Annotated in this window: 29 protein-coding genes; 12 read left to right on the top strand and 17 right to left on the bottom strand. The window is 67.1% G+C overall.

The features are described from left to right. Positions 1-12: 12 nt before the first annotated feature. The gene (locus ASG07_RS02880) at positions 13-678 is read left to right on the top strand and encodes a uracil-DNA glycosylase (RefSeq protein ID WP_055842935.1); all 666 of its coding nucleotides are present in this window, start codon (positions 13-15) and stop codon (positions 676-678) included. Here the strand turns inward: ASG07_RS02880 and ASG07_RS02875 are convergent. Genes ASG07_RS02875 through ASG07_RS02860 form a run of 4 tightly spaced genes read right to left on the bottom strand, consistent with a single transcriptional unit; the run spans position 659 to position 4,984 of the window. Further along, a complete protein-coding gene (locus tag ASG07_RS02875) occupies positions 659-1,513 on the bottom strand; it encodes a hypothetical protein (protein WP_055841876.1) in 855 nt (284 codons plus the stop codon). The two genes, ASG07_RS02880 and ASG07_RS02875, sit on opposite strands and share 20 nt — an antisense overlap. Further along, complete coding sequence (gene aguB / locus ASG07_RS02870) at positions 1,510-2,358, bottom strand: N-carbamoylputrescine amidase (protein WP_055841873.1); 849 nt, start codon at positions 2,356-2,358, stop codon at positions 1,510-1,512. The genes ASG07_RS02875 and aguB overlap by 4 nt, the downstream gene beginning before the upstream one ends. Continuing rightward, entirely contained in the window at positions 2,355-3,338 is a 984-nt protein-coding gene (locus ASG07_RS02865) for an agmatine deiminase family protein (RefSeq protein WP_055841869.1), read from the bottom strand. Before ASG07_RS02865 ends, aguB begins: the two co-directional genes overlap by 4 nt. After that, the gene (locus tag ASG07_RS02860; RefSeq protein WP_055841866.1) at positions 3,335-4,984 is read right to left on the bottom strand and encodes a M28 family metallopeptidase; all 1,650 of its coding nucleotides are present in this window, start codon (positions 4,982-4,984) and stop codon (positions 3,335-3,337) included. The genes ASG07_RS02865 and ASG07_RS02860 overlap by 4 nt, the downstream gene beginning before the upstream one ends. A gap of 163 nt (positions 4,985-5,147) precedes the next feature. Here ASG07_RS02860 and ASG07_RS17765 point away from each other — a divergent pair, with 163 nt between their 5' ends. The 3 genes from ASG07_RS17765 to ASG07_RS17755 are packed head-to-tail and all read left to right on the top strand — an operon-like array spanning position 5,148 to position 6,865. After that, positions 5,148-5,894, top strand: a complete 747-nt coding sequence (locus ASG07_RS17765) for a hypothetical protein (protein WP_236694495.1) — start codon at positions 5,148-5,150, stop codon at positions 5,892-5,894. Beyond that, a complete protein-coding gene (locus ASG07_RS17760) occupies positions 5,888-6,151 on the top strand; it encodes a hypothetical protein (RefSeq protein WP_236694494.1) in 264 nt (87 codons plus the stop codon). Before ASG07_RS17765 ends, ASG07_RS17760 begins: the two co-directional genes overlap by 7 nt. Positions 6,152-6,187: 36 nt before the next feature. Then, positions 6,188-6,865 carry an alpha/beta hydrolase family protein gene (locus tag ASG07_RS17755; protein ID WP_236694493.1) on the top strand — a complete coding sequence of 226 codons (678 nt, stop codon included), beginning with the start codon at positions 6,188-6,190 and terminating at the stop codon, positions 6,863-6,865. 124 nt (positions 6,866-6,989) lie between these two features. On the opposite strand, the gene rpsD is transcribed toward ASG07_RS17755, so the two are convergent. Further along, positions 6,990-7,604: a 30S ribosomal protein S4 gene (rpsD, locus tag ASG07_RS02850; protein ID WP_055841863.1), complete on the bottom strand. Its 615-nt coding sequence runs from the start codon at positions 7,602-7,604 to the stop codon at positions 6,990-6,992. 193 nt (positions 7,605-7,797) lie between these two features. Between rpsD and ASG07_RS02845 the strand changes: the two genes are divergently transcribed. Next, entirely contained in the window at positions 7,798-8,100 is a 303-nt protein-coding gene (locus tag ASG07_RS02845; RefSeq protein WP_055841860.1) for a chorismate mutase, read from the top strand. On the opposite strand, the gene ASG07_RS16785 is transcribed toward ASG07_RS02845, so the two are convergent. The 5 genes from ASG07_RS16785 to rpiB form a co-directional block, all read right to left on the bottom strand. Then, positions 8,035-9,228: a TrmH family RNA methyltransferase gene (locus ASG07_RS16785; RefSeq protein ID WP_082474441.1), complete on the bottom strand. Its 1,194-nt coding sequence runs from the start codon at positions 9,226-9,228 to the stop codon at positions 8,035-8,037. The two genes, ASG07_RS02845 and ASG07_RS16785, sit on opposite strands and share 66 nt — an antisense overlap. A 90-nt stretch (positions 9,229-9,318) precedes the next feature. Beyond that, a complete protein-coding gene (gene nrdR / locus ASG07_RS02835) occupies positions 9,319-9,783 on the bottom strand; it encodes a transcriptional regulator NrdR (RefSeq protein WP_055841857.1) in 465 nt (154 codons plus the stop codon). Positions 9,784-9,791: 8 nt separating this feature from the next. Next, entirely contained in the window at positions 9,792-9,965 is a 174-nt protein-coding gene (locus ASG07_RS17430) for a small multi-drug export protein (RefSeq protein ID WP_168377296.1), read from the bottom strand. A gap of 5 nt (positions 9,966-9,970) precedes the next feature. After that, positions 9,971-11,281, bottom strand: a complete 1,311-nt coding sequence (gene glyA / locus ASG07_RS02830) for a serine hydroxymethyltransferase (RefSeq protein WP_055841854.1) — start codon at positions 11,279-11,281, stop codon at positions 9,971-9,973. Next, positions 11,278-11,781: a ribose 5-phosphate isomerase B gene (gene rpiB / locus ASG07_RS02825; RefSeq protein ID WP_156361706.1), complete on the bottom strand. Its 504-nt coding sequence runs from the start codon at positions 11,779-11,781 to the stop codon at positions 11,278-11,280. The genes glyA and rpiB overlap by 4 nt, the downstream gene beginning before the upstream one ends. A gap of 139 nt (positions 11,782-11,920) precedes the next feature. Between rpiB and ASG07_RS02820 the strand changes: the two genes are divergently transcribed. From ASG07_RS02820 to ASG07_RS02810, 3 genes are read left to right on the top strand one after another with little or no spacing between them, the layout of a single operon-like run. After that, the gene (locus ASG07_RS02820) at positions 11,921-12,496 is read left to right on the top strand and encodes a sigma-70 family RNA polymerase sigma factor (RefSeq protein ID WP_156361705.1); all 576 of its coding nucleotides are present in this window, start codon (positions 11,921-11,923) and stop codon (positions 12,494-12,496) included. After that, positions 12,486-13,199: an anti-sigma factor gene (locus tag ASG07_RS02815; protein WP_055841848.1), complete on the top strand. Its 714-nt coding sequence runs from the start codon at positions 12,486-12,488 to the stop codon at positions 13,197-13,199. Before ASG07_RS02820 ends, ASG07_RS02815 begins: the two co-directional genes overlap by 11 nt. A 22-nt stretch (positions 13,200-13,221) precedes the next feature. Then, positions 13,222-13,785 carry a Uma2 family endonuclease gene (locus tag ASG07_RS02810; protein WP_082474440.1) on the top strand — a complete coding sequence of 188 codons (564 nt, stop codon included), beginning with the start codon at positions 13,222-13,224 and terminating at the stop codon, positions 13,783-13,785. Positions 13,786-13,839: 54 nt separating this feature from the next. On the opposite strand, the gene ASG07_RS02805 is transcribed toward ASG07_RS02810, so the two are convergent. Both ASG07_RS02805 and ASG07_RS02800 read right to left on the bottom strand, forming a co-directional pair. Then, positions 13,840-14,112, bottom strand: a complete 273-nt coding sequence (locus tag ASG07_RS02805) for a hypothetical protein (protein ID WP_055841844.1) — start codon at positions 14,110-14,112, stop codon at positions 13,840-13,842. Positions 14,113-14,164: 52 nt separating this feature from the next. Beyond that, on the bottom strand, positions 14,165-15,163 hold the full coding sequence (locus tag ASG07_RS02800) for a ligase-associated DNA damage response exonuclease (protein ID WP_055841841.1): 999 nt from the start codon (positions 15,161-15,163) through the stop codon (positions 14,165-14,167). Between the two features lie 94 nt (positions 15,164-15,257). Between ASG07_RS02800 and ASG07_RS17425 the strand changes: the two genes are divergently transcribed. The 3 genes from ASG07_RS17425 (at position 15,258) to ASG07_RS02785 (ending at position 18,888) form a co-directional block, all read left to right on the top strand. Continuing rightward, the gene (locus ASG07_RS17425) at positions 15,258-15,464 is read left to right on the top strand and encodes a hypothetical protein (RefSeq protein ID WP_055841837.1); all 207 of its coding nucleotides are present in this window, start codon (positions 15,258-15,260) and stop codon (positions 15,462-15,464) included. A gap of 14 nt (positions 15,465-15,478) precedes the next feature. Beyond that, the gene (locus tag ASG07_RS02790; protein ID WP_269082620.1) at positions 15,479-17,866 is read left to right on the top strand and encodes a ligase-associated DNA damage response DEXH box helicase; all 2,388 of its coding nucleotides are present in this window, start codon (positions 15,479-15,481) and stop codon (positions 17,864-17,866) included. A gap of 77 nt (positions 17,867-17,943) precedes the next feature. Beyond that, entirely contained in the window at positions 17,944-18,888 is a 945-nt protein-coding gene (locus ASG07_RS02785) for an aspartyl protease family protein (protein WP_055841831.1), read from the top strand. 90 nt (positions 18,889-18,978) lie between these two features. Here ASG07_RS02785 and ASG07_RS02780 read toward each other — a convergent pair whose 3' ends face one another. Further along, on the bottom strand, positions 18,979-19,320 hold the full coding sequence (locus ASG07_RS02780; protein WP_055841828.1) for a hypothetical protein: 342 nt from the start codon (positions 19,318-19,320) through the stop codon (positions 18,979-18,981). A gap of 102 nt (positions 19,321-19,422) precedes the next feature. Between ASG07_RS02780 and pdeM the strand changes: the two genes are divergently transcribed. After that, a complete protein-coding gene (gene pdeM / locus ASG07_RS02775) occupies positions 19,423-20,085 on the top strand; it encodes a ligase-associated DNA damage response endonuclease PdeM (protein ID WP_055841825.1) in 663 nt (220 codons plus the stop codon). Between the two features lie 124 nt (positions 20,086-20,209). Here pdeM and msrA read toward each other — a convergent pair whose 3' ends face one another. From msrA to pabB, 4 genes are all read right to left on the bottom strand, one after another. Continuing rightward, entirely contained in the window at positions 20,210-20,836 is a 627-nt protein-coding gene (gene msrA, locus ASG07_RS02770; protein WP_236694550.1) for a peptide-methionine (S)-S-oxide reductase MsrA, read from the bottom strand. Between the two features lie 28 nt (positions 20,837-20,864). After that, positions 20,865-21,008: a hypothetical protein gene (locus tag ASG07_RS17420; protein ID WP_168377295.1), complete on the bottom strand. Its 144-nt coding sequence runs from the start codon at positions 21,006-21,008 to the stop codon at positions 20,865-20,867. 184 nt (positions 21,009-21,192) lie between these two features. Then, positions 21,193-22,392 (bottom strand): pyridoxal phosphate-dependent aminotransferase, encoded by a 1,200-nt coding sequence (locus tag ASG07_RS02765; RefSeq protein WP_055841819.1) that lies wholly within the window; start codon positions 22,390-22,392, stop codon positions 21,193-21,195. 60 nt (positions 22,393-22,452) lie between these two features. Beyond that, complete coding sequence (gene pabB, locus ASG07_RS02760) at positions 22,453-24,183, bottom strand: aminodeoxychorismate synthase component I (protein WP_055841816.1); 1,731 nt, start codon at positions 24,181-24,183, stop codon at positions 22,453-22,455. Between the last annotated feature and the right edge of the window lie 14 nt (positions 24,184-24,197).

Raw genomic sequence — 24,197 nt, 5'->3', positions numbered from 1 at the left:
TACCTCCTGACGATGTTTTTCGCACCCTCCCCAATCGCCGATACAGAACCGCCACGCGACTGCCCGCTGTGCCCTCGCCTCGTCGGACTGCGCGAGGACCTGCGCGCCGAATACCCGGACTGGTGGAATGCGCCCGTCAACGCGTTCGGCGATCCGGCGGCGTGGCTCGCGATCGTCGGACTGGCACCGGGTAAACACGGGGCGAACCGGACCGGACGCCCGTTCACCGGCGACTATGCCGGCGACCTGCTGTTCTCCACGCTGACGAAATTCGGTCTGGCCGCGGGCACCTATGCCGGTGCGCCGGACGATGATCTGGCGCTAACCGGTGCGATCATCGTCAACGCGGTGAAATGCCTGCCGCCCGCCAACAAGCCGACGCCGGAGGAGATCCACACCTGCCGCCCCTACCTCGCGGGGCAGCTGGCGGTCCTGCCCGACGTCCGGGTCGTCGTCGCGCTGGGCCAGATCGCCCATCAGTCGGCGGTCAAGGTGCTCGGCGGGCGCCTGCCCAAGACCAGGTTCGGGCATCTCGCCGAACACGTCATGCCGAGCGGCGTCACCCTGATCGACAGCTATCACTGCTCGCGCTACAACCAGAATACCGGCCGCCTGACGACGGAGATGTTCGAAGCCGTGTTCGCGCGCGCGATGGAGATCAATCGCCCGCAGGAATGAGGCTATCGACCCCCCTGGCCGCGACCGCCCAGCGATAGACGGCATCGGCGATGTACATGCGGAACTGGGCCGGATCGAAGTACACCTTCTTGGCCCCGCCGGTGCAGATCGGGGTGGCATTGACGATCGCTCCTTCCAGCCGGTTGACCGCCTCGATGCCCTCGGTACGGATCAGACGAACCGATTGTTCTGGCTGAAGCCGGACCAGGCAGATGGCGATCTCGAAATACCGCATGTCGACGGGCAGGCGGAATCGCGCCAGCGGCGTTTCGCGCGCGTTGAAGCGCGCCTGAACCTTCGGGTCGCTCGTTTGCGCCTTGGTCAGTTCGAGGTCGGGCGCAAATGCACCAAGGGCGCGGAGGAACATCACGCCACGATCGTAATAGCTGGTGTCGTACGCATCATCGATCGTCGCGACACCATATTCCAGTGCCATCCGCGTATCGAGGGCACAGGAGGCGTTCAATCCGATGAAGCGGCCCTGCCAGAACTTCTGCTTCGCACCGTTGATCGCACCGTCCAGCGCCTGACGCAGCGCCGCCTTGTTGTTCATGTCCGAGCGGATGCTGCACCGGGCGAAGCGGTCGGCCATTTCATAGGTCCGCCGGCTTCGAAGCGAACCAGCTCCCAGCCGACCGCTGTTGAGCGTCTTGCTGCTCACCGGCGGGTCCGCGTTCAGATCACGGGTTCCCTCGACGATGATGTCTTTCGCCGGTTCGGTGTCCGGCTGTTTCGGCAGATCGGTCGCGGGCGGCCGGACGGGATCGGTCTGCGCCGCCGCCGGTGAGGCAAACAGGACGAGCCCGGCGACCGCGCAATGACGAAAGCTACTCAAACATCCTCCACCAGCCTTCCGTAAAGCTCCGGCCGCCGATCGCGGAAGAAGCCGAAGGCGGCACGATGACGCTTGATCCGGTCGAGATCAAGCGTCGCCACGATCACCCCTTCTTCCTCGCGGCCCAGCTCGGCGAGGATGTCGCCGCGCTCGTCGGCGATGAAGCTGGTGCCGTAGAAGGTCTGGCCATGCTCCGTCCCGATCCGGTTGGCGGCGACGATCGGGACCACGTTCGACACCGCATGGCCGACCATCGCCCGCCGCCACAGCCGCGCGGTGTCCAGCGACGTGTCGTGCGGTTCGCTGCCGATCGCGGTCGGATAGAACAGCACCTCCGCACCCATCAGCATCATCGCGCGCGCCGTTTCCGGATACCACTGGTCCCAGCACACACCGACGCCCAGCGTCGCAGCCGGATGCGGCCACACCTTGAACCCGGTATTGCCGGGGCGGAAATAGAACTTCTCCTCATATCCCGGCCCATCGGGAATGTGGCTCTTGCGATAGACGCCCTGCACCTCGCCGTCCGGCCCGATCATCGCCAGCGAGTTGTAATGATGCGGCCCGTCCGCCTCGAAGAAGCTGGTCGGGATCGTCACCTTCAGCGCTTCGGCCAGAGCCTGCATCGCCAGCACTGCCTTGTGTTCGCCCACCGGCCGGGCGTTCGCGAACAGGCCCTCGTCCTCGACGCGGCAGAAATACTCGCCCTCGAACAGTTCGGGCGGCAGGATCACCTGCGCGCCCTGCCCCGCCGCCTCCCGGACCAGCCGGGATACGTTGGCGATATTGGCGTCGAGGTCGTCGGAGAATGCCAGTTGCAAGGCGGCGACGGTGATGCGGGTCATGCGTTCGTCTCGTTTCGGGCGGGGATCTGTTGCGATATACAGTGGAAGCTGCCGCCGCCGGTCAGGACATGGTCGGCGCGCTGGCCCACCACGTCGCGCGTCGGGAACAGCGCCTGGATCGCGGCGACGGCGGCCGCGTCGTTGTCCGCACCGTAGAGCGGCACGACGACGGCGGCGTTGCCGATGTAGAAGTTCATGTAGCTCGCCGGCACGACATCCTCGTCGCGCAGCACGCGGCCGGGCGACGGGATCGTCACCACCTCCAGCCCCGCCGCCTCCAGATCGCGGCGCGCGTGCATATAGACCTGCCAGTTCGGATCGTTCTCCGCCGGCTGCGGGATCGCGACGCGGCCGGGCGCTACGAACCGCGCCAGATTGTCGACATGCCCGTCGGTATGATCGTTCAGCAAGCCTTCGCCGAGCCACACGACCTCCCGAAAGCCGAGATCGCGCTTCAGCCGCTCCTCGGTTCCGGCGCGTGTCGCGCCCGGATTGCGATTGGGGTTGAGCAGGCATTGCTCCGTCGTCACGACGATGCCGGTGCCGTCGCCGTCGATCGCGCCCCCCTCCAGCACCCAGTCATGCGCCTCCGCCGGCACGCCGATCGCCGCGGCGAGCCGCCCGCCGACGCTGTCGTCGCCCGGCAGGTCGTACTTGCCGCCCCATCCGTTGAAGCGGAACAGCGCCGCGCTGCCGTCACCCAGCAGGATTGGGCCGGTGTCGCGCAGCCAGATGTCCCCGAACGGCTCCACCAGCGTCTCCGCGAACGCGGCCATCTCCGCCGCCGCGAACGCGGCCTCCCCGTCCGCGCAGACGAGGATCACGCGCTCGCCCCGCCCCTCCGCGTGAACGGCGCGGGCGAACGCCACGACCTCCTCGCGCGCGGGATCGATGTCATCCTCCCACAGTTCGGGATGGCTCGGAAAGCCGATCCACACCACATCGTGCGGTGCCCATTCGGCTGGCGGGCAATTGCTCATCGTGCGGTTCCCCGGCTCTTGTCGCGCGCCGCCCTGAACTCGGCGGTCGGATACCAGTTGGGCCACAGCGTCGTGTCGTCAGCCAGCTTGCGCCCCAGAGCGTAGTAGATCGTCAGGTCCGACACCGCGCCCGACCAATCCCAATTCGCATCATATTCGTCGGCGGGCTTGTGATAGCGGTTGACGGTGTAATCCTCCGCCGCCTTCTTCCCCGCCTCGGGTCCGCCCACGACGAGGTTCTCGCCGGACGTCCCGTCGAGCATCGGCACGCCCAGTTTCGCGAATGAGAAATGGTCGGACCGGTAATACAGCCCCTTTTCCGGGCTCGGCTCTGGCGAAATGGTGCGCCCTTCCGCGGCGACGATCGGCTTCACCAGATCCTCGATCTCCGACTTGCCCGCACCGGTCAGCACGAAGTCGCGCGCGCGGCCCGCGACGTTGAGCGAATCCATGTTCACGCCTCCCACCGTCTTCGCCAGCGGGAACACCGGATGCTCCGCATAATAGCGCGATCCGAGCAGCCCCGATTCTTCCGCCGTCACCGCCAGGAAGCCGATCGACCGTTTCGCCGGCCCGGCCTTCGCGTTCGCCTGCGCCAGCGCGATCAGGCCGGCGATGCCGCTGGCATTGTCGACCGCGCCGTTGCAGATGTCGTCGCCATCGACCGCATCGCAGCGGCCGAGATGGTCCCAATGCGCGGTGTAGAGGACATAGGCGTCCGGGTCCGCCGTCCCCGGCAACACGCCCAGCACGTTCTTCGATGCCTGACGCCGGACGGTGGTGTCGAATCCCACCGACATCGTCACTCCCAGCGGCACCGCCCGGAAACCCTTGACCCGGGCGGCGGCGGAGAGCGCCGCGAAGTCCTTGCCGGCGCTGGCGAACAGCTCCTTCGCCTTGGCGAGCTGCATCCAGCCGACGACCTCGCTCTGGTCCATATGGTCGCCCTTCTCGTCCAGCCCCAGTTGCGGCCCGGTCCAGGACGATTGCACGACCCCCCACGGGTACGCCGCCGGCTCGGTATCGTGGACGATGATCGCGGCGGTCGCGCCCTGGCGCGCCGCTTCCTCGAACTTGTACGTCCAGCGCCCGTAATAGGTCATCGCCCGCCCCTCGAACGGGCCGTCCCGCGCCATCGTCTGCCAGTCGGGATCGTTGACGAGGATGACGACCGTCTTCCCCTTCACGTCCAGTCCGGCATAGTCGTTCCAGCCCTTCTCGGGCGCGTTGATGCCGTACCCGACGAACACGACGGGGCTGTCCTTCACCGCGATGCGCGGTGTCACCCGATAGGTGCCGGCGACCATGTCGGTGCGATACGTCATGCCGACCGCGGCCCTGCCGCCGGAAAAGGTCATCGGCGTGACGTTGGCCGCGGTGATCTCCACCATCGGCACGTCCTGCGTCCACTGGCCCTTGTTGCCGGGCTTCAGGCCGGCGGCCTTCATCTGCGCGATGATATAATCGACCGTCTTCGCCTCCGCAGGCGTCGTCGGGGCGCGTCCTTCGTAACGGTCGTCGGACAATTCCTTCGTCACAGTCTTCAGCGTGTCGACGGAAATGGCGGGTGTGGTCTGGGCGTGCGCCGTGACGCTGGTCGACAGCGCGAGTGCGGCGATCAGCGCGCGGGAGAAAATCGGGGTCATGGCGGCTCCGGTGAGCGATGGGATGACCACCGTCTGCCAGCGGCACGCGGGATCGGCAACCGCCAGCGATTGCGTCGCATCGGAAACGGCCTAGCGTCGGTCATGCCGCCGGATTGGTGGCTTTAGGGGGCTGGCATAAATGCGATACGGTATGCGGGCGGCGATGGCGCTCGCGCTATGCTGCGCGGCTTCGGGCGTGGGGGCGCAGAGCGACACGGCCAAAGCGTTCGGGGCGCGCGAACGGGTCTGGGGCGTCAAGCTGTCACCCGACGGCCTGCACTATCTCGCGCTCGTCGCGATGAAGGGCGTGGCGACATCGGTCGTCGTCGGCGATGTCGCCACCGGAACCATCCAGAGGGTGACCGCGTCCAATGGCGCGCCCGAACGTCTGACGGATTGTCAGTGGGCGAATTCGAGCCGGCTGGTCTGCGGCATCGCCATCGCGAAGCGCGACGGTCGACAGCTGCTGGGGTTCTCGCGGCTGATCGCGATCGACGCGGATGGCAAGAACATCAAGCTGTTGACGGCTCGCACGTCCGACGATGCCAGCGGACCGATGCAGAATGGCGGCCGCGTGATCGACTGGTTCGGCAACGAAACCGGATCGACCATCCTGATGACCCGCCAGTTCGTGCCCGATGGTTCTGGCGGGTCCGCGAATTCGCTGCACGGCTTCGGTGTCGAGCGGGTCGATCCCGTGACCATGCGACGCACCACGTTCGAGCGTCCCCGGCTGGAGGCGGAGGAGTATATCAGCGACGGACGCGGCACCGTGCGGATCATGGGCACGCGTCCGGAGGATGTCGTCGGCTACGGCAAGAACCGCATGATCTATACGTTCCGGCGCAAGGGCGCACGCGACTGGATGCCCCTGAGCATCGTCACCGGCGATTCGCAGACCCGGTGTTGAAGAAGCTGCAGGCTGCGCTCCGCAAGGCCCTGCTCAGCCTGCCGCTCATCAGCTTCGTCGATGCCGATGCCGAGGAATCCTGCCTTCTACTATGGGCCGGCAGCGACATCGATCCAGGCCGCTACTTCGTCTATGACAAGGCGACCCGGCATCTGGACTTGCTGATGAGCGCCCGTCCCGAACTGGAGGGACGGACGCTGGCGGCGGTGAAATCCACGACCTATGCCGCCACCGACGGGACCAGCATCCCAGCCTAGCTGACGCTGCCGCCCGGACATACCGATGCAAAGGGATTGCCCGCGATCGTCATGCCTCACGGCGGCCCGACCGCGCGCGACGAATGGGGATTCGACTGGCTGGCGCAGTTCTTCGCCGCGCGGGGCTACGCCGTCCTCCAGCCGAATTTCCGGGGATCGTCGGGCTATGGTGACGGCTGGTTCCAGAACAACGGCTTCAAGTCCTGGAAGATCGCGATCGGCGACATCGACGACGGCGGTCGCTGGCTGATCGCGCAGGGTATCGATCCGGCGAAGCTCGCGGTCGTCGGCTGGTCCTATGGCGGCTATGCGGCGCTTCAGTCTCCGGTGCTGGCCCCCGACCTGTTCAAGGCGATCGTCGCGATCGCGCCCGTCACCGATCTGGCCGCCCTGTGCGAGGAAAGCCGCGACTTCAGCAACTATCGTCTGGTGGATGGCTTCATCGGTCGCGGCGATCATATCCGCGCCGGATCACCCGCCCAGAATGTCGCCGCTATCCGCGCGCCGGTGCTGCTGTTCCACGGCACCGAAGACCAGAATGTCGGCGTCGGACAATCGCGGCTGATGGCGTCGCGGCTGAAGGATGCCGGCAAGCCGGTGGAATTCGTAGAGTTGAAGGGGCTGGACCACCAGATCGACGACGGCGAAGCGCGCGTCGCGATGCTGGACAAGGCGGATCGGTTCCTGCGCGCTGCGATGAAGATGGCCGACTGAGGCGCGCCGCATCGACGGCCGCCAGTGACGTATGACGCCCCGACGAAAAAGGGCGGCCCCGCAGGACCGACCCATCTTTTCGTACCGGAAGACGAGCGATGCCCGTCCCTTCTGCCGATCCCGATCAGCGCGAGTAGAACTCGACGACCAGATTCGGTTCCATCTTCACCGGATAGGGAACCTCGTCCAGCGTCGGCACGCGCACGAAGGTGATCTTCGCGTTGCCGTCCGGCGCGACATAGTCGGGAATCTCGCGCTCGGCGAGGGTCTGCGCCTCCAGGACCAGCGCCATTTCCTTGGCCTTGGTGCCCAACGTGATCTCGTCGCCGACGAAGCAGCGGCGCGACGCGATGTTGCACTTCACGCCGTTGACGCGGATGTGGCCGTGGCTGACGATCTGGCGCGCGGCGAAGATCGTCGGCGCGAACTTGGCGCGATAGACGATCATGTCCAGACGCTGCTCCAGCAGGCCGATCAGGTTCTGGCTGGTATCGCCCTTCATGCGGGCGGCCTCGTGATAGCAGGCGCGGAACTGCTTCTCGGTCACGTCGCCGTAATAGCCCTTCAGCTTCTGCTTGGCGCGCAGCTGGATGCCGAAGTCCGACACCTTGCCCTTGCGGCGCTGACCGTGCTGGCCGGGACCGTATTCACGCTTGTTCACCGGGGACTTCGGACGACCCCAGATGTTCTCGCCCATCCGGCGATCGAGCTTGTGCTTGGCGCTTTGGCGCTTGGACATGTATATTCCTTGGCAATTACGAACGACGTTGGTTCCGGTATCGCTCTGCTGGATTCCGTCAGGAAAGGCAGGGCCGCCGCTTCACCGGAGTGCGGAGCCATTGCGAAGCGGCGCGCCTAGCCGGACGGGTATCGCGAGTCAAGGCGAACGGCCCTTCTGGACAGGCGCGCCGCCACCAGCCATCAGGCCGGCCATGACGATCCTCGCCCCCGAAGACTGTACGACCATGGCGGAGGTGCGCGCCGGCGTCGACGCGACCGACCGCGAGTTGATGGCGCTGCTCGCCCGCCGCTTCGGCTATATGGATGCCGCCGCCCGCATCAAACCGGAACGCGGCCATGTCCGCGACGAAGCACGCAAGGCCGCGGTGATCGCCAACGCGCACGCCGATGCCGGAGAACGTGCCCTGCCCGCGCAGGAGATCGCCGACCTATGGGAGCGGCTCGTCGAGGTTTCGATCGCCTACGAACTCGCTGCCTTCGACCGGCGCCGCTGAAGCCTCCGGCACGGCTGAAGTTCGCCGCATCTTCGCCCCGTCCAGCGCGGAGAGCACGCCGCGCACCGTCCGCACCTCTTGTGTCGACCAGCCCGGCTTGGTCAGCAACGTACGCAGCGTCCGCCGCGTCGTTTCGGTACGGGCCGGCGGGAAATAGAAATTGGCGTGCACCAGCATCGCATCGAGCTGGCCGATCATACCGTCCAGTTCCTCCTGCGCCGCGGGTTCCGGCAGCTCGGTTTCCGGCGGCTGCGCCAGATCCAGATACTTCGACCATTCATAGGCGACGAGGATCACCGCCTGCGCGAGGTTGAGGCTGCCGAATTCCGGGTTGATCGGCACGGTGATGATCGTTCGCGCGACCGCGACATCGTCCGTCTCCAGCCCGGAGCGCTCCGGCCCAAACAGGATCGCCGAGCGGCCGGGACCGGTATGGATCGCCGCCGCCGCCTCGTCGGGCTTGACCACCGGTTTGGTGACGCCGCGCTTGCGGACAGTGGTGGCATAGACGTGCGCGCAATCGGCGACCGCGTCGGCGACCGTATCGTATAGCTGCGCACGTTCGAGGACGATGTCCGCACCCGATGCGGCAGGGCCGGCGGCGGCATTCGGCCACCCGTCTCGCGGTGCGACGAGGCGCAGGTCGAGCAGCCCGAAATTGAGCATCGCGCGCGCGGCCTTGCCGATATTCTCGCCAAGCTGGGGGCGGACGAGGACGATGACAGGGGGCGGGGTGGCATTGCGAGATGGAGCCTCGGCGTCGCTCAGCCCCTCCCCGGCACGATCGGCGAAAGTGGAAAACCGTTCGTCCTGAGGAGCCACTGAGCCTGTCGAAGGGGCATCTCGAAGGACATTGCGACGCGCGAGCGTCCGGACGAGATCCCAATCGCCGGCGATCAACGCTTCCTTCTTGGCGCGCGACCAACCCTTCAATTGCCGCTCCGCTTCCAAAGCTTCCGCCTGCGAGGGAAAATCCTGCGACCAAACCGGTTCCACGGGACGCCGCGTCTGTGTGTATCCCTCCAGCTCGCCGAGCTGGTGCTGCGCGATGCGGCGATCGAGAGCATCGGTGTGGCCGATATAGTAGCTGCCGTCGGCACACCTCAGCATGTAGGTGTAGAAGCTCAACTCATCTGTCCTTCGATACGCGTCTTCGACTTCGCTCAGCCGCTACTCAGGATGAACGGGGGAATGCGTCGGCTTCGCATTCTGGCAAAACTACTCGCCCCGCCCGGCCTCTTCCACTGCGCCGGCGAACGCCTCGAAATCGCGCGCCTCGTTAAAATCGCGGTATACGCTCGCGAAACGGATATAGGCGACCGAATCCAGCCCCTTCAGCCCGTCCATCACCAGTTCGCCGATCCGGGCGGAGGTCACCTCCCCCTCCCCCAGCGTCTCCAGTCGGCGCTGGATGCCCGTGACCAGCTTCTCGATCCGCGCAGCCTCGACCGGCCGCTTGCGCGCGGCGATCGATACGGAACGCATCAGCTTTTCGCGGTCGAACGGCTCGCGCCGGTTTTCGCTCTTCAACACGGTCAACTCGCGCAACTGAATGCGCTCGAACGTCGTGAACCGCGCGCCGCACGCCTCGCATTGCCGCCGCCGCCGGATAGCCGCTCCATCTTCCGTGGAGCGGCTATCCTTGACCTGGCTGTCCTCGTGGCTGCAAAACGGACAGCGCATTCAGCGGCTCAGCCCTTGCGCTTGGAATATGCGAATGCCGCACCGGCAATCGCGCCCAGTACCGGACCAACGACCGGCAGCGGGATCGCGATCACCGCGCCGATCGCGCTGTACTTGGCCATCTTCTTGCCCAGACCGGGCGTATTCTTCACTTCGCTCTGGATTTCTTCGATCTTAGACATGCCGTTCAGCCCTGATAGATGGGGAATCGTGCGCAAAGAGCGCGCACGCGGGTCCGAACGTCCGCCTCGACTTCCGGGTCCCCATGCTCCCCCTTCTTCGCCAGACCGTCGAGCACGTCGGCGACCATATTGCCGATCTCGCGGAACTCCGCCGGGCCGAAGCCACGCGTGGTGCCGGCCGGGGAGCCGACGCGGATGCCGCTGGTCTTCACCGGCGGCAACGGGTCGTTGGGGATGCCGTTCTTGTTGCAGGTGATGCCGGCCCGCTCCAGCGCCTCGTCCGCATCGCGGCCGGTGATGCCGAGCGGCGTCAGGTCGATCAGCGCGAGATGCGTGTCGGTGCCGCCGGAAACGACATCGCTGCCGCGTTCCTTCAGCGTGGCCGCGAGCACCTTGGCGTTCTCCACCACCGCGGCGATGTAGCTCTTGAAATCGGGCTGCAGCGCCTCGCCGAACGCAACCGCCTTGGCGGCGATGACGTGCATCAGCGGGCCGCCCTGAAGCCCCGGGAACACCGCCGAGTTGAACTTCTTGGCCAGCGCCTCGTCGTTGGTCAGGATCATGCCGCCGCGGGGGCCGCGTAGCGTCTTGTGCGTCGTCGTGGTGACGACATGCGCATGGCCGAACGGCGTCGGATGATGGCCGGCGGCGACGATCCCCGCAAAGTGCGCCATGTCGACCATGAAATACGCACCGACCTTGTCGGCGATCGCGCGGAACTTGGCGAAGTCGATGACGCGCGGATAGGCGGAGCCGCCGGCGATGATGAGTTTCGGCTGATGCTCCACCGCCAGCGCCTCGACCTGATCGTAATCGATCAGGTGCGTGACCGGATCGACGCCGTACTGGATCGCGTTGAACCACTTGCCCGACATCGCCGCACGCGCGCCGTGGGTCAGGTGGCCGCCCGCGTCGAGGCTCATGCCGAGGATCGTCTCGCCCGGCTTGACCAGCGCCAGCATCACCGCCCCGTTCGCCTGCGCGCCCGAATGCGGCTGCACGTTGACGAAGCCGCAGCCGAAGATCTGCTTGGCGCGCTCGATCGCCAGCGTCTCGACCGTGTCGGACGGCGCGCAGCCCTGATAATAGCGCTTGCCGGGATAGCCCTCCGCATACTTGTTCGTGAACACGGACCCTTGCGCGGCGAGCACGGCCTTCGACACGATGTTCTCGGACGCGATCAGCTCGATCTGCGTCTGCTCGCGCTCCAGCTCCGCGGCGATCCCGGCGAATACGGCGGCATCGGCATCGGCCAGATCGCGGGTGAAGAAACCGTCCGGCTGGACGTCGGACAGGGTGCGGGGCTGCGTGCTCATGCGGCGAACTCCTTGGTCGACGGCACGTCGACGGAAACGGGGCTGGTCGACGATGGGTCGACGGAAACGGAACCGGTCGACAGTTTGTCGACGCGGCGCCGATGACGACCACCCTCGAAATCGGTGGTCAGGAAGGCGGCGATGCACGCCTTCGCCATGTCCTCACCGATCAGGCGGGCACCCATCGCGATGGCGTTGGCATCGTTGTGCTGGCGCGCCAGCGCGGCGGACAGCGGCTCCGACACCAGCGCGCAACGGCAGGACGGATTGCGGTTGGCGGCGATCGAGATGCCGACGCCCGAACCGCAAAGCGCGATGCCACGCTCGGCACGACCGTCTCCGATCGCACCGGCCAGCGCGAAGCCGTAATCGGGATAGTCGACCGAAGCCGTTCCATCCGCGCCCAGATCGAGCACGTCGTGGCCCTGCTCCAGCAGCCAGGCGGCAAGCGACGATTTCAACGCAACGGCGGCATGATCGGAGGCGATGGCGATACGCAAGCGCGTGCGGTCCTTTTGATCGCGGAGATTGGCGCGCGCCATAGCCGCAGGCCGGGTGAAAGGCCACCCCGAACCGGGTCCTGCAAGCCTTTGCGATCGCCGCTTGCCGCCACCGCGCGAACCGCTACGCTGCCCGCCTGTGACCCAGCCCCGCCCCTCCAGCGACGAAGCGCGCGCCCATCTTGCCCGGACGCTGATCGCGACCGGAAGCGAGGATCGCGCCGCATTCCGCGAGCTGTACCACCTGACCTCCGCGAAGCTTTTCGGCGTCGTGCTGCGTATCTGTGGCGATACCCAGGCGGCGGAGGACGTGCTTCATGACGTATACCTCATCATCTGGCGTCGCGCCGGGGCGTGGGAACCGGGCCGCGCCAGCCCGATCACTTGGCTGGCGACGATCGCCCGTAACCGTGCCATCGACTGGCGGCGTGCGCAGAAGGTCCGCCGCGCCGGACCGATCGAGGACGCCTCCGACATCCCGAACACCGCGCCCGATGCCGAATCGGAACTGGTTGCGGCGGGCGAGCGTCACTCGTTGCGCCATTGCCTCGAGGAACTGGAGCCACGGCAGAGCGAGGCGATCCGCACCGCCTTCTTCGACGGCATGACCTATGCCGATTATGCGGAGGCGCGCGGCGTTCCGCTCGGCACCGCGAAAAGCTGGATACGGCGCGGACTTGCCAAACTGAAGGAGTGCCTCGACCGTGACGCCTGAGCCCGACATCCACGACACCGGGCCGCAGGACGTAGCCGCGGCGGAGCTGGCGCTGGGGTTGCTCGACGGCGAGGATCGTGCGGCGGCGCTGCGCCGCGTACTGGCGGAACCCGCCTTCGCGGCGGAGGTGGAACGTTGGCGGCTGTATTTCGCGCAACTGTTCGATCTGTGGCCGGAGGCGGAAGCGCCCGAGGGGTTGATCGACCGGATCGATGAATCGCTCGGCGGGCCTAAGCCATCCCGTACCCGACGCGCGCCATGGCCGCTGATCGCCGTGGCGATGAGCGCATTGGCGGCGGTGCTGCTGGTGGTGATCGCCCTGCGTCCCGCGCCGGCCCCGCTGCCCGCACCCGCCCCGCAGGTTCAGGAGGGATCTCGCACGCTCCTGATCGCGACGCTCGGCGACGCGAGGTCGCCGGTCGCGGCGGCCTATCATCCGGAAGACGGACTGTTGCGGATCGCGGCCGCGCCAACCGTGCCATCCGCACGCGTCGCGCAGCTTTGGGCGATCGGTGGCGACGGCGTCCCGCATCCCCTCGGCCTGCTGACCGCGGCGGGCACCGAACTGCGATTGGCGGCGGCGGATCGGGCTCGGCTGGTGCCCGGGACGACGCTGGCGATCTCGGTCGAACCGCTCGGCGGATCGCCGACCGGCCTGCCGACCGGGCCGGTGGTCGCGACCGGTGCGTTGTCGGCGGTATAGGCGCCGTGACAGGAGGAGCCGCATGAACAAGCCTGCGCGATTCCCATCAATGACGCTTGCCGCCGAAGGCCCGGCACGCTTCACCGCGGCAGAATTTCTGCACATGGTCGAGGCGGGGGCCTTCGACGATATGAGCGTCGAACTGGTCGAGGGAGAGTTGCAGCGGATGCCACCAGCCGGAAACTCGCACTCTCGCCGGCATGGATCTGTAGCTTTCCGGCTGATGTCCGCGGTCGGCGAGACGATGGTGCGGATCGAGGCCGGTGTCCGAATCGACGACGACAACATCGTCGGCCCGGATGTCGCGCTGCTGACGCGCGTGGTGGCGGAGGACGGGCCGCTCCCGACCGACGCCATAAAGCTAGCGATCGAAGTTGCGGAATCGTCGATCGACCGCGACCTCGGCGTGAAGCGCCTGCTCTACGCCGGTGCGGGCATCCCCAATTACTGGGTCGTCGACGGCAAGCGTTCCGTGACCCACGTCTTCGAACAGCCGGTCGAGGGCGACTACGCCTCGCTGCGTCTGGTGCCCTTCGGCGAGGCCCTGACGATACCCGGCACGGACGCGACGATCACCCTCGATTGAAACGCACGCCGTCGTGGGCCGGCCAGCGCACGCGGCTCCCGAAGACGCCCACTCTCAATCCAGATCGTTTTCGCTGATCACCACCAGTTCCTCGTCCTCGTTCCGGGCCAGCGCCTTCGCACCGATCGCGGAGATCGTCTCGATGTGCTTCCTGAACATCGCAACGGCGCGATCGTCCGGCACCTCCGCCCCCAGCGCCTCCAGCAGATCGTATTGCGCGGCGAAGGCGCGGCGTTGATCGCCGATGTCGGCGGCGAACTCCACGCGGCGATCGTCGACGTTGTCGAATACGGTGGCGGGGTCGATGGTGAGCCGGTCGTCGGCCATGAATGATCTCCTTCTCGAACCTTGAAGCGAACGGACCGCACAGGCCGTTCCGTCAGTCGTCTTCATCCTCGAACCCGACCAGCGCCAGCGCCCTTGCCTTGATCTGGCGGGTCATGCACCAGTGGACCAGCGCATCCTCACGCCCGTGCGTCACCCACACCTCCTTCGGCGCGATTTCCGTCAGCGTATCGATCAGCTCGTCCCAGTCGGCATGATCGGACAGGATCAGCGGCAGCTCGACGTTCTTCTGCCGCGCGCGCTGCCGCACCCGCATCCATCCCGATGCCATCGCGGTGATCGGATCGGGCAGCCGCCGCGACCATCGATCGTTGAGCGCGGACGGCGGGCACATCACCACATGCCCCGCCATCGCCGCTTTCGGCACACCGGTCGCGGGAATCAGTTCGCCCAGCCGCACGCCGAGTTCTTCATACAGTTCGCACAGGCGCTGGAGTGCGCCGTGGATGTAGATCGGCGCGACGTGGCCGCGATCACGCAACTCCGCGATCACCCGCTGCGCCTTTCCCAGCGCATAGGCTCCCACGACGACGCAGCGGTCTGGATTGGCGTGCAGCCGTTCCAGCAGCTTGTCGATCTCGTCGCCCGTGTCGGGATGGCGGAACACCGGCAGCGCGAACGTCGCCTCGGTGACGAACACGTCGCACTTTACCGGCTGGAACGCCGCGCAGGTCGGGTCCGGCCGGCGCTTGTAATCGCCCGACACGACGACCCGCTCGCCGCGATAGTCGAGTACGATCTGCGCCGAACCCAGCACATGGCCGGCGGGGACGAAGCCCACCTCCACATCGCCCATCCGGATGCTCTCGCCATAAGCGACCGGCTCGCCGGTCTGCGGACCGTAACGTGCCGCCATGATCGCCAGCGTCTCCGGCGTCGCCCACACCCGCTCATGACCGCCGCGCGCATGATCGGCGTGGCCGTGCGTCACCAGCGCCCGCGGCATCGGCTCCGATGGATCGATCCACGCATCGGCCGGGCGGACGTAGATGCCGTGGGGATGCGGTTCGATCCAGTCGCCGAGTTTCGCCATGCGGCTAGTACGCGCGACCGGGTCGGATGGAGCCGCCCGGATCGAAAACCTTGCCCCTGTCGTTCTTTAGCCCGACATAGAGAAGGAATGGATCATGAACGATCAGGTGGCGAGCAACTGGGCGGACGGCAGCCTTTGGGTGATCGTGGTGTTCGTCGGCGCGTTCGTCCTGCTGGGCGTGATGATCTGGGCGCGCCAGAAGAACAAGGCGATCACGCCGGAGGAACATCGCCGGACGGAGCAGGCGACGCACGACCTGTACAAGGACGGGGCGACCGAAAAGCCGCACGACCGGACCTGACGCTCCCCGCTCCGCTGGCGGACTGGTTCGCCGCGCGCGGATGGCGACCGCGGCGGCACCAGTGGGACATGCTGGCGGAGGGTCGGGCCGGTCGTCATGCACTGCTGGTCGCGACCACCGGCGCGGGCAAGACCCTCGCAGGCTTCCTGCCGACCCTGACAGAGCTGATCGAGATTCCGACCGAGGGTCTACACACTCTCTACGTGTCGCCGCTCAAGGCACTCGCCGTCGACATCCAGCGCAATCTGATCACGCCAGTCGAGGAGATGGGACTGGACATCAGGGTCGAGACGCGCACCGGCGACACTCCCTCCGACCGCAAGGCACGACAGCGCGTCAAACCGCCGCAGATCCTGCTGACCACGCCCGAGTCGCTGTCGCTGCTGCTCAGCTACCCCGACAGCCTGACGATGTTCGCCGGCCTGCGCACGATCGTCGTCGACGAGGTGCACGCCTTCGCCACCGGCAAACGCGGTGACCTTCTGTCGCTGTGCATGGCACGCCTGCAACGGATCGCCCCCGCGATGCGCCGCGTCGCGCTGTCGGCGACGGTAGCCGATGCGGACGGCTACCGCGCCTGGCTGGCGCCCGATGGCGACATCGATACCGTCAGCCTGATCCAGGGCGAGCCCGGCGCGGATCCGGACATCACCATCCTCTTGCCGGAGGATCGCATCCCGTGGGCCGGGCACTCCGGTCGCTACGCCGCCGCCCAGGTGATGAAGGTCATCGAGGAGAACCGGACCAGCATCGTCTTCTGCAACACCCGCAGCTTGGCGGAGCTGATTTTTCAGGACTTGTGGAAGGCGAACGACAAGGGCCTGCCGATCGGCGTCCACCACGGTAGCCTCGCGCTGGAGGCACGGCGCAAGGTCGAGGGCGCGATGGCGGATGGCAAGTTGCGCGCGCTGGTCGCGACGGCCAGCCTTGATCTCGGAGTCGACTGGGGCGATGTCGATTGTGTCGTGCAGATGGGCGCGCCCAAGGGTTCGTCGCGCCTGCTGCAACGGATCGGCCGCGCCAACCACCGGCTCGATGAATCGTCCAAGGCGATCGTCGTGCCCGGCAACCGCTTCGAGTATCTGGAGGCGCGCGCTGCGCTCGACGCGGTGGAGGCGGGCGAGCTCGACCCCGACCTGTTCCGCCCCGGCGCGCTCGACGTGCTGGCGCAGCACGTCATGGCCTGCGCCTGCGCGGGTCCGTTCCGTCAGGACGATCTGCTGGACGAGGTGCGCTCGGCTCTCCCCTATTCTGCGCTGACCGCCGAGACGTTCGACCGCGTTTTAGGGTTCATCCGCGACGGCGGCTATTCGCTGCGCGCCTATGACAAGTTCAAACGGCTGGTGCAGGAGGCCGACGGCCTCTGGCGTATCGCGCATCCGAAGTTCGTCGCGCAGCACCGCCTGAACGCGGGCATCATCGTGGAGGCGACGATGCTCAACGTCCGCTTCCGCAACGGCCGCAATCTCGGCAAGGTCGAGGAAGGTTTCGCCGCCACGCTGAGTCACGGGGATACCTTCTTCTTCGCTGGCCTGAGCCTGGAGGTGGAGAAGATCGACACCGAGGACCTGATCGTCCGTGCCACCAGCCGCCCTGCGCGCATCCCGACCTATGGCGGCAGCCGCATGCCGCTGTCGACCAACCTTGCCGACCGCGTCCGGCACTTCCTCGCCACGCCGTCGGAATGGGACCGCTTCCCGCCCGACGTGCACGAATGGCTCGACATGCAGGCGGCGCGATCGATCCTGCCAAGGCCCGACCAGTTGCTGGTGGAAACCTTCCCGCGCGAAGGCCGTAACTACATGGTCGCCTACAGTTTCGAGGGCTGGAACGCGCACCAGTCGCTCGGCATGCTGGTGACGCGGCGGATGGAAACGCAGGGGCTGAAGCCGCTCGGCTTCGTTGCCAACGATTACGCCATCGCCTGCTTCTCCGCGGAGAAGATCACCGACCCCGCCTCGCTGTTCTCCGCCGACATCCTCGAACATGAATTCGTCGACTGGGTGCAGCAATCGCACCTGCTGAAGCGCGCCTTCCGCGAGGTCGCGGTGATCGGCGGGCTGGTCGAACGGCAGCATCCCGGCAAGCGCAAGACCGGACGTCAGGTGACCTTTTCCACCGACCTGATCTACGACGTACTCAGGAAATACGAGCCGTCCCACCTGTTGCTGCAGGCGGCGTGGGACGACGCGCGCGCACGGATGACCGATGTCGGCCGGCTCGCCAACCTGCTCGACCGCGCGGCCGATACGATGGTGCACGTCGACCTGCCCCGCGTGTCGCCGCTGGCGGTGCCCGTGCTGGTCCTGATCGGGCGCGAGAAGGTATCGACCAACGCCGGCGACGACGCGCTGCTGATCGAGGCCGAAGCGCTGGCGGCGGAGGCGATGCGCGCGGATTGACGAACTCCCGGCAATCCGCCTCCGCGGGTCGTGATCCCACCCTTGCCAAACCCGCAAGACGGGCGCAGCCTCATCGCATGGAGAGGATCGCCGCCCTGGCGTTCACTGCCGCCGCGGCGATGACCGCGCCGGCCACCTCCCAGATCGTGCCGCCGCCATCTCTCGAACCGCCCGTCGACGAACTCGCGATCGGGGAAGCCGAACTGCGGATGACCGTGCCCGTATCGATCGCAGGCAAGGGATCGTGGCCCTTCGTCATCGACACTGGTGCGGAACGGACGGTCGTGTCGCACGAACTCGCCGCGCGGCTGGCGCTGGTGCCCGGTCGCACAGTGCGCGTCATGACGATGACCGGCAGCGTCGTCGCGCCTACCTCCATGGTGCCGATGCTGCGCGTCAGGGCGCTGACCCCCGACACGATTGAGGCACCGACCTTCGCCCGCGCCAATCTGGGCGCGATCGGGATGCTGGGGATCGATGCGTTGCAGGGGCAGAAGGTTTCGATCGACTTCGATCGCGGCCGGATGACGCTGACCCCGTCGCGAAAGCGGAGGCCGCGCCGGTCGTCGGCGGACGAGATCGTGATCGTCGCGCGCTCGCTCTATGGTCAGCTGATCGTCACCGACGCGCACTGGCGGGGCAGGAAGATCGCCGTCGTCATCGATACGGGATCGCCCGTCACGATCGCCAACCCGGCGCTGCTGCGGATCGCGACGCGCAAACCGCCGCCGTTCGTGGGGCAGATTTCCATTACCGCCCCGAGCGGCGCGACCCTCGTCGCCCACGCGTATCGCCTCGAACGGTTGGAGGTGGGCGGCGTCGCGTTCGACGGCGTGTCGGTGGCGGTCGCCGACGCAGCGCCGTTCGCCCGCTTCGGCCTTGGCGACACGCCCGCGCTGCTGCTTGGCATGGAAACGCTGCGCCTGTTCCGCGCGGTCGAAATCGATTTCGCCAATCGCGCGATCCGATTGACCCTGCCGCGCAGTGCCCGGGTTGCGGGAACCAGCGTCACGGGCTTCTAGTGCGGCGATCCTCGCTGTGGAATCTCCTCCGCCCCCGGACGGATCAGGACTGGAACATCTCGATCCGAAGGCGGGCCCCGATGTTCCGCCTCAACGCTTCGGTGCCGCCGCTCCGCGCGTGTTGACGCTGCGCAACGACTGGCCAGCCGCGTTCAATTCCGCGCCACACCGCTTCAACTCGTTCTGCGGATTGGCTTTCTGCGCCGTCGCCTGCTTGGCCGCCCGCACGACCACCGCGCCGACATTGGTCGATGCGTCGCGGCCCTTCAGCTTACCGGTGAAGTACAGGATGCCCGCCTGCGCCATCTGCGCCGCCTGCGGATTGCCTTTTTGACCGACGGAGCCGAGCACGGCGATACAGCGCCCGTCCGCGTCCGCGGCGGTGGCCGCGGTCTGGGGTGCCAGGAGGAGAGCGGCGGTGAGGAGGATCACGGGCAGGACTTTCTTCGAGGTTCTCGGACCACCCTGAACCGCTCGCGCCGGAAAGCCAATCCCGCGCTTGCACGCCGCGTTCCACCGGGGCATTGGCGGGCCATGGTTCCCTTTTCGTTCGGCAATCACGCATTGATGGCGCTGCCAGAGGGCGCGGTGTTCTGGCCGGCGCGCGGAGCTTTGCTGGTCGCCGACCTGCATCTGGAGAAGGCGAGCTGGTTCGCCAGCAAGGGCCAGTTGCTGCCCCCCTATGATTCGATGGCGACGCTCGCAGCGCTGGAGGTGCTGGTGCGGCGGACGAAGGCGCGGGAAATCTGGTGCCTGGGCGACAGCTTCCACGATGTCGCCGGATGCGACCGCCTGCCGGTGGCGGCGCAGGAGACGTTGCGCGGCCTGACCATGGAGACGCGCTGGACGTGGATCACCGGCAATCACGACCCCGCGATCCTCGATCGTTGCGGCGGCGAGGTGGTCGAGGAAGCGCTGGTCGACGGTCTGGTGCTGCGCCACGAGGCCGACCCCAGGGAGGCACGATCAGAACTGTCCGGCCATTTTCATCCCAAACTGCGCGTGCGGGTACGGGGCCGTCAGGTCGCCCGCCGCTGTTTCGTTGCGACCGCGACCAAGCTGGTGCTGCCGGCATTCGGTTCGCTGACGGGGGGGCTGGACGTCGACCACCCCGCCCTGCGCGCCGCTGTGGGGCGCGAGGGTCAGGCGCTGATCCCGGTTGAGGACCGGCTGTTGCGGTTTCCGCTGGCGGCTTAGGAAGATATTCCCCCATCAAGGGAGGACGATTGACGGATCCGCCGCTAGGGACGAGACCTCACGCTTGACCCCTCCTCTGAAAGAAATAGCGCATGAACAGGGCGCGTGCGCTTAGATGCCGCCTCTACCGCGCCAGTGCAGGAAAGCCCGCGCGGAAGGCCGCCAGTTTCGGCTTGTCCCACATTCGGATATACGGATGATCGGGATTCCGGTCGAAAAAATCTTGATGATAGGCTTCGGCCGGGAAGAACTGGCCCTGTTCCAGCTTCGTCGCGATCGGTTTGGCGAAGACGCGGGTGGCGTTCAGTTGCGCGACATAGGCCTGCGCCACCCGCGCCTGATCGGGCGACTGCGGGAAGATCGCGGAGCGATAGCTCGGCCCCATGTCGGGCCTTTGCCCGTTCACCTGCGTCGGATCGTGCGCGACCGAGAAGTAGACCCGGAGCAGCGTCGCATAGCTGACCTGACGCGGATCAAAGGCGATCCGGATAGCCTCCGCGTGACGCGTGGTTTCGGTCGACACCTGCGCATAGGATGCCGTCGCACGCGTACCACCGGCATAACCGGCGGTAACGGCGCGAACGCCCTTCACATGCTGGAACACGGCTTCCATGCCCCAGAAGCATCCGCCCGCCAGAACGGCGGTCTGCACGCCGGGCGTGGGAGCGACGTCCGCGCGCGCCGCCGGGATCGGCACGGCGCGCTCGGCGTTCGCCTGACTCATCGCGAAGGTCGCGGCGACCGCGACCATGCCCAGCCCCAGCGCCGCCGCCTTCATGTCAGCGGACCTGATGCGTCGGAGCGAAGCGATGCTCCAGCTCGCGCGTCGCTTCGGCGGGCTGGATCGCCAGCAGGCCGACCGCGCCAAGCACGAAGCCACCGGCGAACTGCCATACGAAACTCGACTTCAGATGCTTAAACATAATCCCAAACCTTGATGCCTTCGCCGGACCGCCGACGAAGCTACGTTGCCTGCCATGTCGTGGATGCACCACGACACGACAAGATGACTGTCCTGAAACATAGCGTTGCAACACTGAACCTCGACTGGGTCGATCGTTCACGTGGCTGTCAGGCTCTACGCCTCCCGTGTTCGGGAGCGGACGCTTACTTCAGCGCGGCGCACGCCTCCGCGATCCGCGCGCACGCCTCGGTCAGCAGCGCGTCCGATGTCGCGTAGCTGATCCGCATCGCCGGCGAGAGGCCGAACGCCGCGCCCTGCACCGCCGCGACCCGTGCGTCGTCCAGCAGGTAGGTCACGAACGCCTCGTCATCGAAGATCTTCACGCCCTTCGGCGTCGTCTTTCCGATCAGCGGCGCGAACGACGGATAGACGTAGAACGCCCCCTCCGGCGTCGGGCAGCTCATGCCCGGAATGGCGTTCAGCGCCTTGACGACGAGGTCGCGGCGAACCTGGAACGCGGCGGCGCGCTCCTTCAGGAACGACTGGTCGCCGGTCAGCGCGACCGCGGCCGCCGCCTGCGCCACAGAACACGGGTTCGACGTCGACTGCGACTGCAGCTTCGCCATGGCCTTGATCAGCCACGGCGCGCCCGCCGCGAATCCGATCCGCCACCCGGTCATCGAATACGCCTTCGAACAGCCGTTCACGGTCAGCGTCCGCTCGTACAGCTCCGGCACCACCTCGGCGATCGTCGCGAACCGAAAGCCGTCATAGGTGATGTGCTCGTACATGTCGTCGGCGAACACCCAGACGTGCGGGTGGCGCAACAGCACCTCGCCCAGCGCCTTCAGCTCGTCGACGGTATAGGCCGCACCGGTCGGGTTCGACGGCGAATTCAGGATCACCCATTTGGTGCGCGGCGTGATCGCGGCGTCCAGCACCTCCGGCGACAGCTTGTAATCCGCTTCGGGACCAGCCTTGACGATCACCGGCACGCCGCCGGCGAACTGGACGACGTCGGGATAGCTGACCCAATAGGGGGCCGGGATCACCACCTCGTCACCCGCATCGACGGTCGCGACGATGGCGTTGAACAGCGAATGCTTGCCACCGACGTTCACGCTGATCTGGTTCGGCGTGTAGGTCAGGCTGTTGTCGCGCGCGAACTTCGCGACGATCGCGTCCTTCAGTTCGGGCGTACCGTCGACGTTGGTGTATTTGGTCTTGCCGTCGCGGATCGCCTGGATCGCGGCGTCCTTGACGAAGTCCGGCGTGTCGAAGTCCGGCTCGCCTGCGCCCAGACCGATCACGTCGATGCCCGCGCGCTTCAGCTCGTTGACCCGCGTGGTGACGCCGAGGGTCGGCGACGGGCTGATGCGGTCGAGCGCAGCGGAGGCGTGCATGGCGGATGTCCCAAAAAGCAGCCCGGCAAGGGGCGGGGCCATTAGCCGCGTGGACTGCCTTTACGCAACCGCAACAATAGCCGGAATCAGGCCACGCACCGCATTGCCGACGAAAAATCCGTTGGTCAGATCGGCGCGGGTCAGCGTCGCCGGCCGCACCCGGTCGCCGGCGATCAGGTCGGCGACCAGCACGCCGGGCAGCAGCGGGCCGGGTGCGGGGGTCAGCAGCACGCCGTCACGCTCCACGAACAGCGAGGTGAAGCTCCCCTCCGTCAGCACCCCGTCATGCTCGAACAGCACCTCGTCCGTACCGGCCGCCCGCCGCGCCTCGTCGTAGAAGCCGCGGTCGCTGGTCTTGTGGCGCAGGCGCAGGTCGGCGGGCGGCAACGGCAGCGGCACGATCGCCACGGACCAGGGCCGGGTCGGCGCAGGCGGCAGCGGCGACATCTCCACCGCGACCGAACCGGACGGGGCGAGCAACAGGCGGATGCGGCAGGGATCGCGTAGGCGAAAGGTTGCCGCCTGCAACTCGTTGCGCGCGCCATGGCGGTCGAACGCGAAGCCGAACGTCTCCGCGCTGGCCTTCATGCGCGCAAGATGCCGCTCCAGCAGGGGCATGCCCTCTTCCGGATCGAAGGCCATCGTCTCGATCAGGTCGAATCCGACATGCCCCTCCCCCACGAACGCACCCTTGGCCAGACATTCCTCCCACTCCGCCGCCGGGTCCGAATCGGCGACGATGCCCGCGCCGAGCGACAGCGTCGCGACATCGTCGCCGCCCGCTATCGTCAACGTCCGGATCGCGACGTTGAACATCGCCGTACCGTCCGGGTCGATATGGCCGATCGCACCCGTGTAGGGTCCGCGCGGTGCACGCTCGATCTCTGCGATCGCCTGCATCGCGCGGACCTTGGGCGCGCCGGTGATCGATCCGCACGGAAAGGCGGCGGCCAGCACGTCGACCGCGTCGCGATCGGGGGCGAGCGCCGCCGTGACGGTGGAGACGAGCTGGTGGACGGTCGGATAGGTCTCGACCGCGAACAGGTCCGGCACCGCGACCGATCCGGCGATCGCGACGCGCGACAGGTCGTTGCGCATCAGGTCGACGATCATCAGATTCTCGGCGCGCTGCTTCGCGTCCAGCGCCAGTCCGGCGGCGAGCGCGGCGTCGGCGGACGGGGTCGCGCCGCGCCGCGCGGTGCCCTTCATCGGCCGGCAGGTCAGCCGGTCGCCGTCGAGCGCGAAGAACAACTCGGGCGACAGGCTGATGAGCGTGTCCATGCCGGTCGACACCACCGCGCCATATCCCGCCCCCGCCGCACCGCGCAGCCCGGCATAGACCGCAAGCGGGTCACCGACGATGCGGACGGCCGCACGAAACGACAGATTCGCCTGATACAGATCGCCCGCCGCGATCAGGCCGAGGATGGCGCGGACCTGATCTTCATAGTCCTCCCGTTCGATCAGCGGCCGCGGCGCGCCGATCCACGCACCCGCCGGATCGGGCAGAGGCGGCGGCGTGGTCCAGCCGTCGAAAAGGCCCAACCAGACGAGCGGCGTCGTCATCGCACCCGCGACCAGCTTCGCCTCGAACGCGACACCGGCTTCGTAGGACAGGAAGCCGGCGGCGTGCAGCCCGTCGCGGATGGCGGCGCGGACCCGAGCGAGGACCGCGGCGACCTGTCCGCTATCATAGGTTTCGACCACCTCCACCGGGCCGGCGTAGAGGCGCGGGGGTGCGCCGCCCGGCCGGGCGTCGTCGAGCAGGACGAACGGTGCTTGCGGCTGCATTCCGTGAAGATGCC

It is taken from the genome of Sphingomonas sp. Leaf343 (genome assembly GCF_001423765.1).
Lineage (GTDB): Bacteria > Pseudomonadota > Alphaproteobacteria > Sphingomonadales > Sphingomonadaceae > Sphingomonas.
The sequence above is the reverse complement of the archived record's forward strand: the minus strand, read 5'-3'. Positions and strand labels throughout refer to the sequence as shown.

Excerpts from the sequence above, each read along its gene's own strand:
- ASG07_RS02880 (WP_055842935.1), top strand. The coding sequence starts at position 13 with ATGTTTTTCGCACCCTCCCCAATCGCCGATACAGAACCGCCACGCGAC.
- aguB (WP_055841873.1), bottom strand. The coding sequence starts at position 2,358 with ATGACCCGCATCACCGTCGCCGCCTTGCAACTGGCATTCTCCGACGAC.
- ASG07_RS02865 (WP_055841869.1), bottom strand. The coding sequence starts at position 3,338 with ATGAGCAATTGCCCGCCAGCCGAATGGGCACCGCACGATGTGGTGTGG.
- ASG07_RS02860 (WP_055841866.1), bottom strand. The coding sequence starts at position 4,984 with ATGACCCCGATTTTCTCCCGCGCGCTGATCGCCGCACTCGCGCTGTCG.
- ASG07_RS17765 (WP_236694495.1), top strand. The coding sequence starts at position 5,148 with ATGGCGCTCGCGCTATGCTGCGCGGCTTCGGGCGTGGGGGCGCAGAGC.
- rpsD (WP_055841863.1), bottom strand. The coding sequence starts at position 7,604 with ATGTCCAAGCGCCAAAGCGCCAAGCACAAGCTCGATCGCCGGATGGGC.
- ASG07_RS02845 (WP_055841860.1), top strand. The coding sequence starts at position 7,798 with ATGACGATCCTCGCCCCCGAAGACTGTACGACCATGGCGGAGGTGCGC.
- nrdR (WP_055841857.1), bottom strand. The coding sequence starts at position 9,783 with ATGCGCTGTCCGTTTTGCAGCCACGAGGACAGCCAGGTCAAGGATAGC.
- ASG07_RS17430 (WP_168377296.1), bottom strand. The coding sequence starts at position 9,965 with ATGTCTAAGATCGAAGAAATCCAGAGCGAAGTGAAGAATACGCCCGGT.
- glyA (WP_055841854.1), bottom strand. The coding sequence starts at position 11,281 with ATGAGCACGCAGCCCCGCACCCTGTCCGACGTCCAGCCGGACGGTTTC.
- ASG07_RS02810 (WP_082474440.1), top strand. The coding sequence starts at position 13,222 with ATGAACAAGCCTGCGCGATTCCCATCAATGACGCTTGCCGCCGAAGGC.
- ASG07_RS02805 (WP_055841844.1), bottom strand. The coding sequence starts at position 14,112 with ATGGCCGACGACCGGCTCACCATCGACCCCGCCACCGTATTCGACAAC.
- ASG07_RS02800 (WP_055841841.1), bottom strand. The coding sequence starts at position 15,163 with ATGGCGAAACTCGGCGACTGGATCGAACCGCATCCCCACGGCATCTAC.
- ASG07_RS17425 (WP_055841837.1), top strand. The coding sequence starts at position 15,258 with ATGAACGATCAGGTGGCGAGCAACTGGGCGGACGGCAGCCTTTGGGTG.
- ASG07_RS02785 (WP_055841831.1), top strand. The coding sequence starts at position 17,944 with ATGGAGAGGATCGCCGCCCTGGCGTTCACTGCCGCCGCGGCGATGACC.
- pdeM (WP_055841825.1), top strand. The coding sequence starts at position 19,423 with ATGGTTCCCTTTTCGTTCGGCAATCACGCATTGATGGCGCTGCCAGAG.
- msrA (WP_236694550.1), bottom strand. The coding sequence starts at position 20,836 with ATGGTCGCGGTCGCCGCGACCTTCGCGATGAGTCAGGCGAACGCCGAG.
- ASG07_RS17420 (WP_168377295.1), bottom strand. The coding sequence starts at position 21,008 with ATGTTTAAGCATCTGAAGTCGAGTTTCGTATGGCAGTTCGCCGGTGGC.
- ASG07_RS02765 (WP_055841819.1), bottom strand. The coding sequence starts at position 22,392 with ATGCACGCCTCCGCTGCGCTCGACCGCATCAGCCCGTCGCCGACCCTC.
- pabB (WP_055841816.1), bottom strand. The coding sequence starts at position 24,183 with ATGCAGCCGCAAGCACCGTTCGTCCTGCTCGACGACGCCCGGCCGGGC.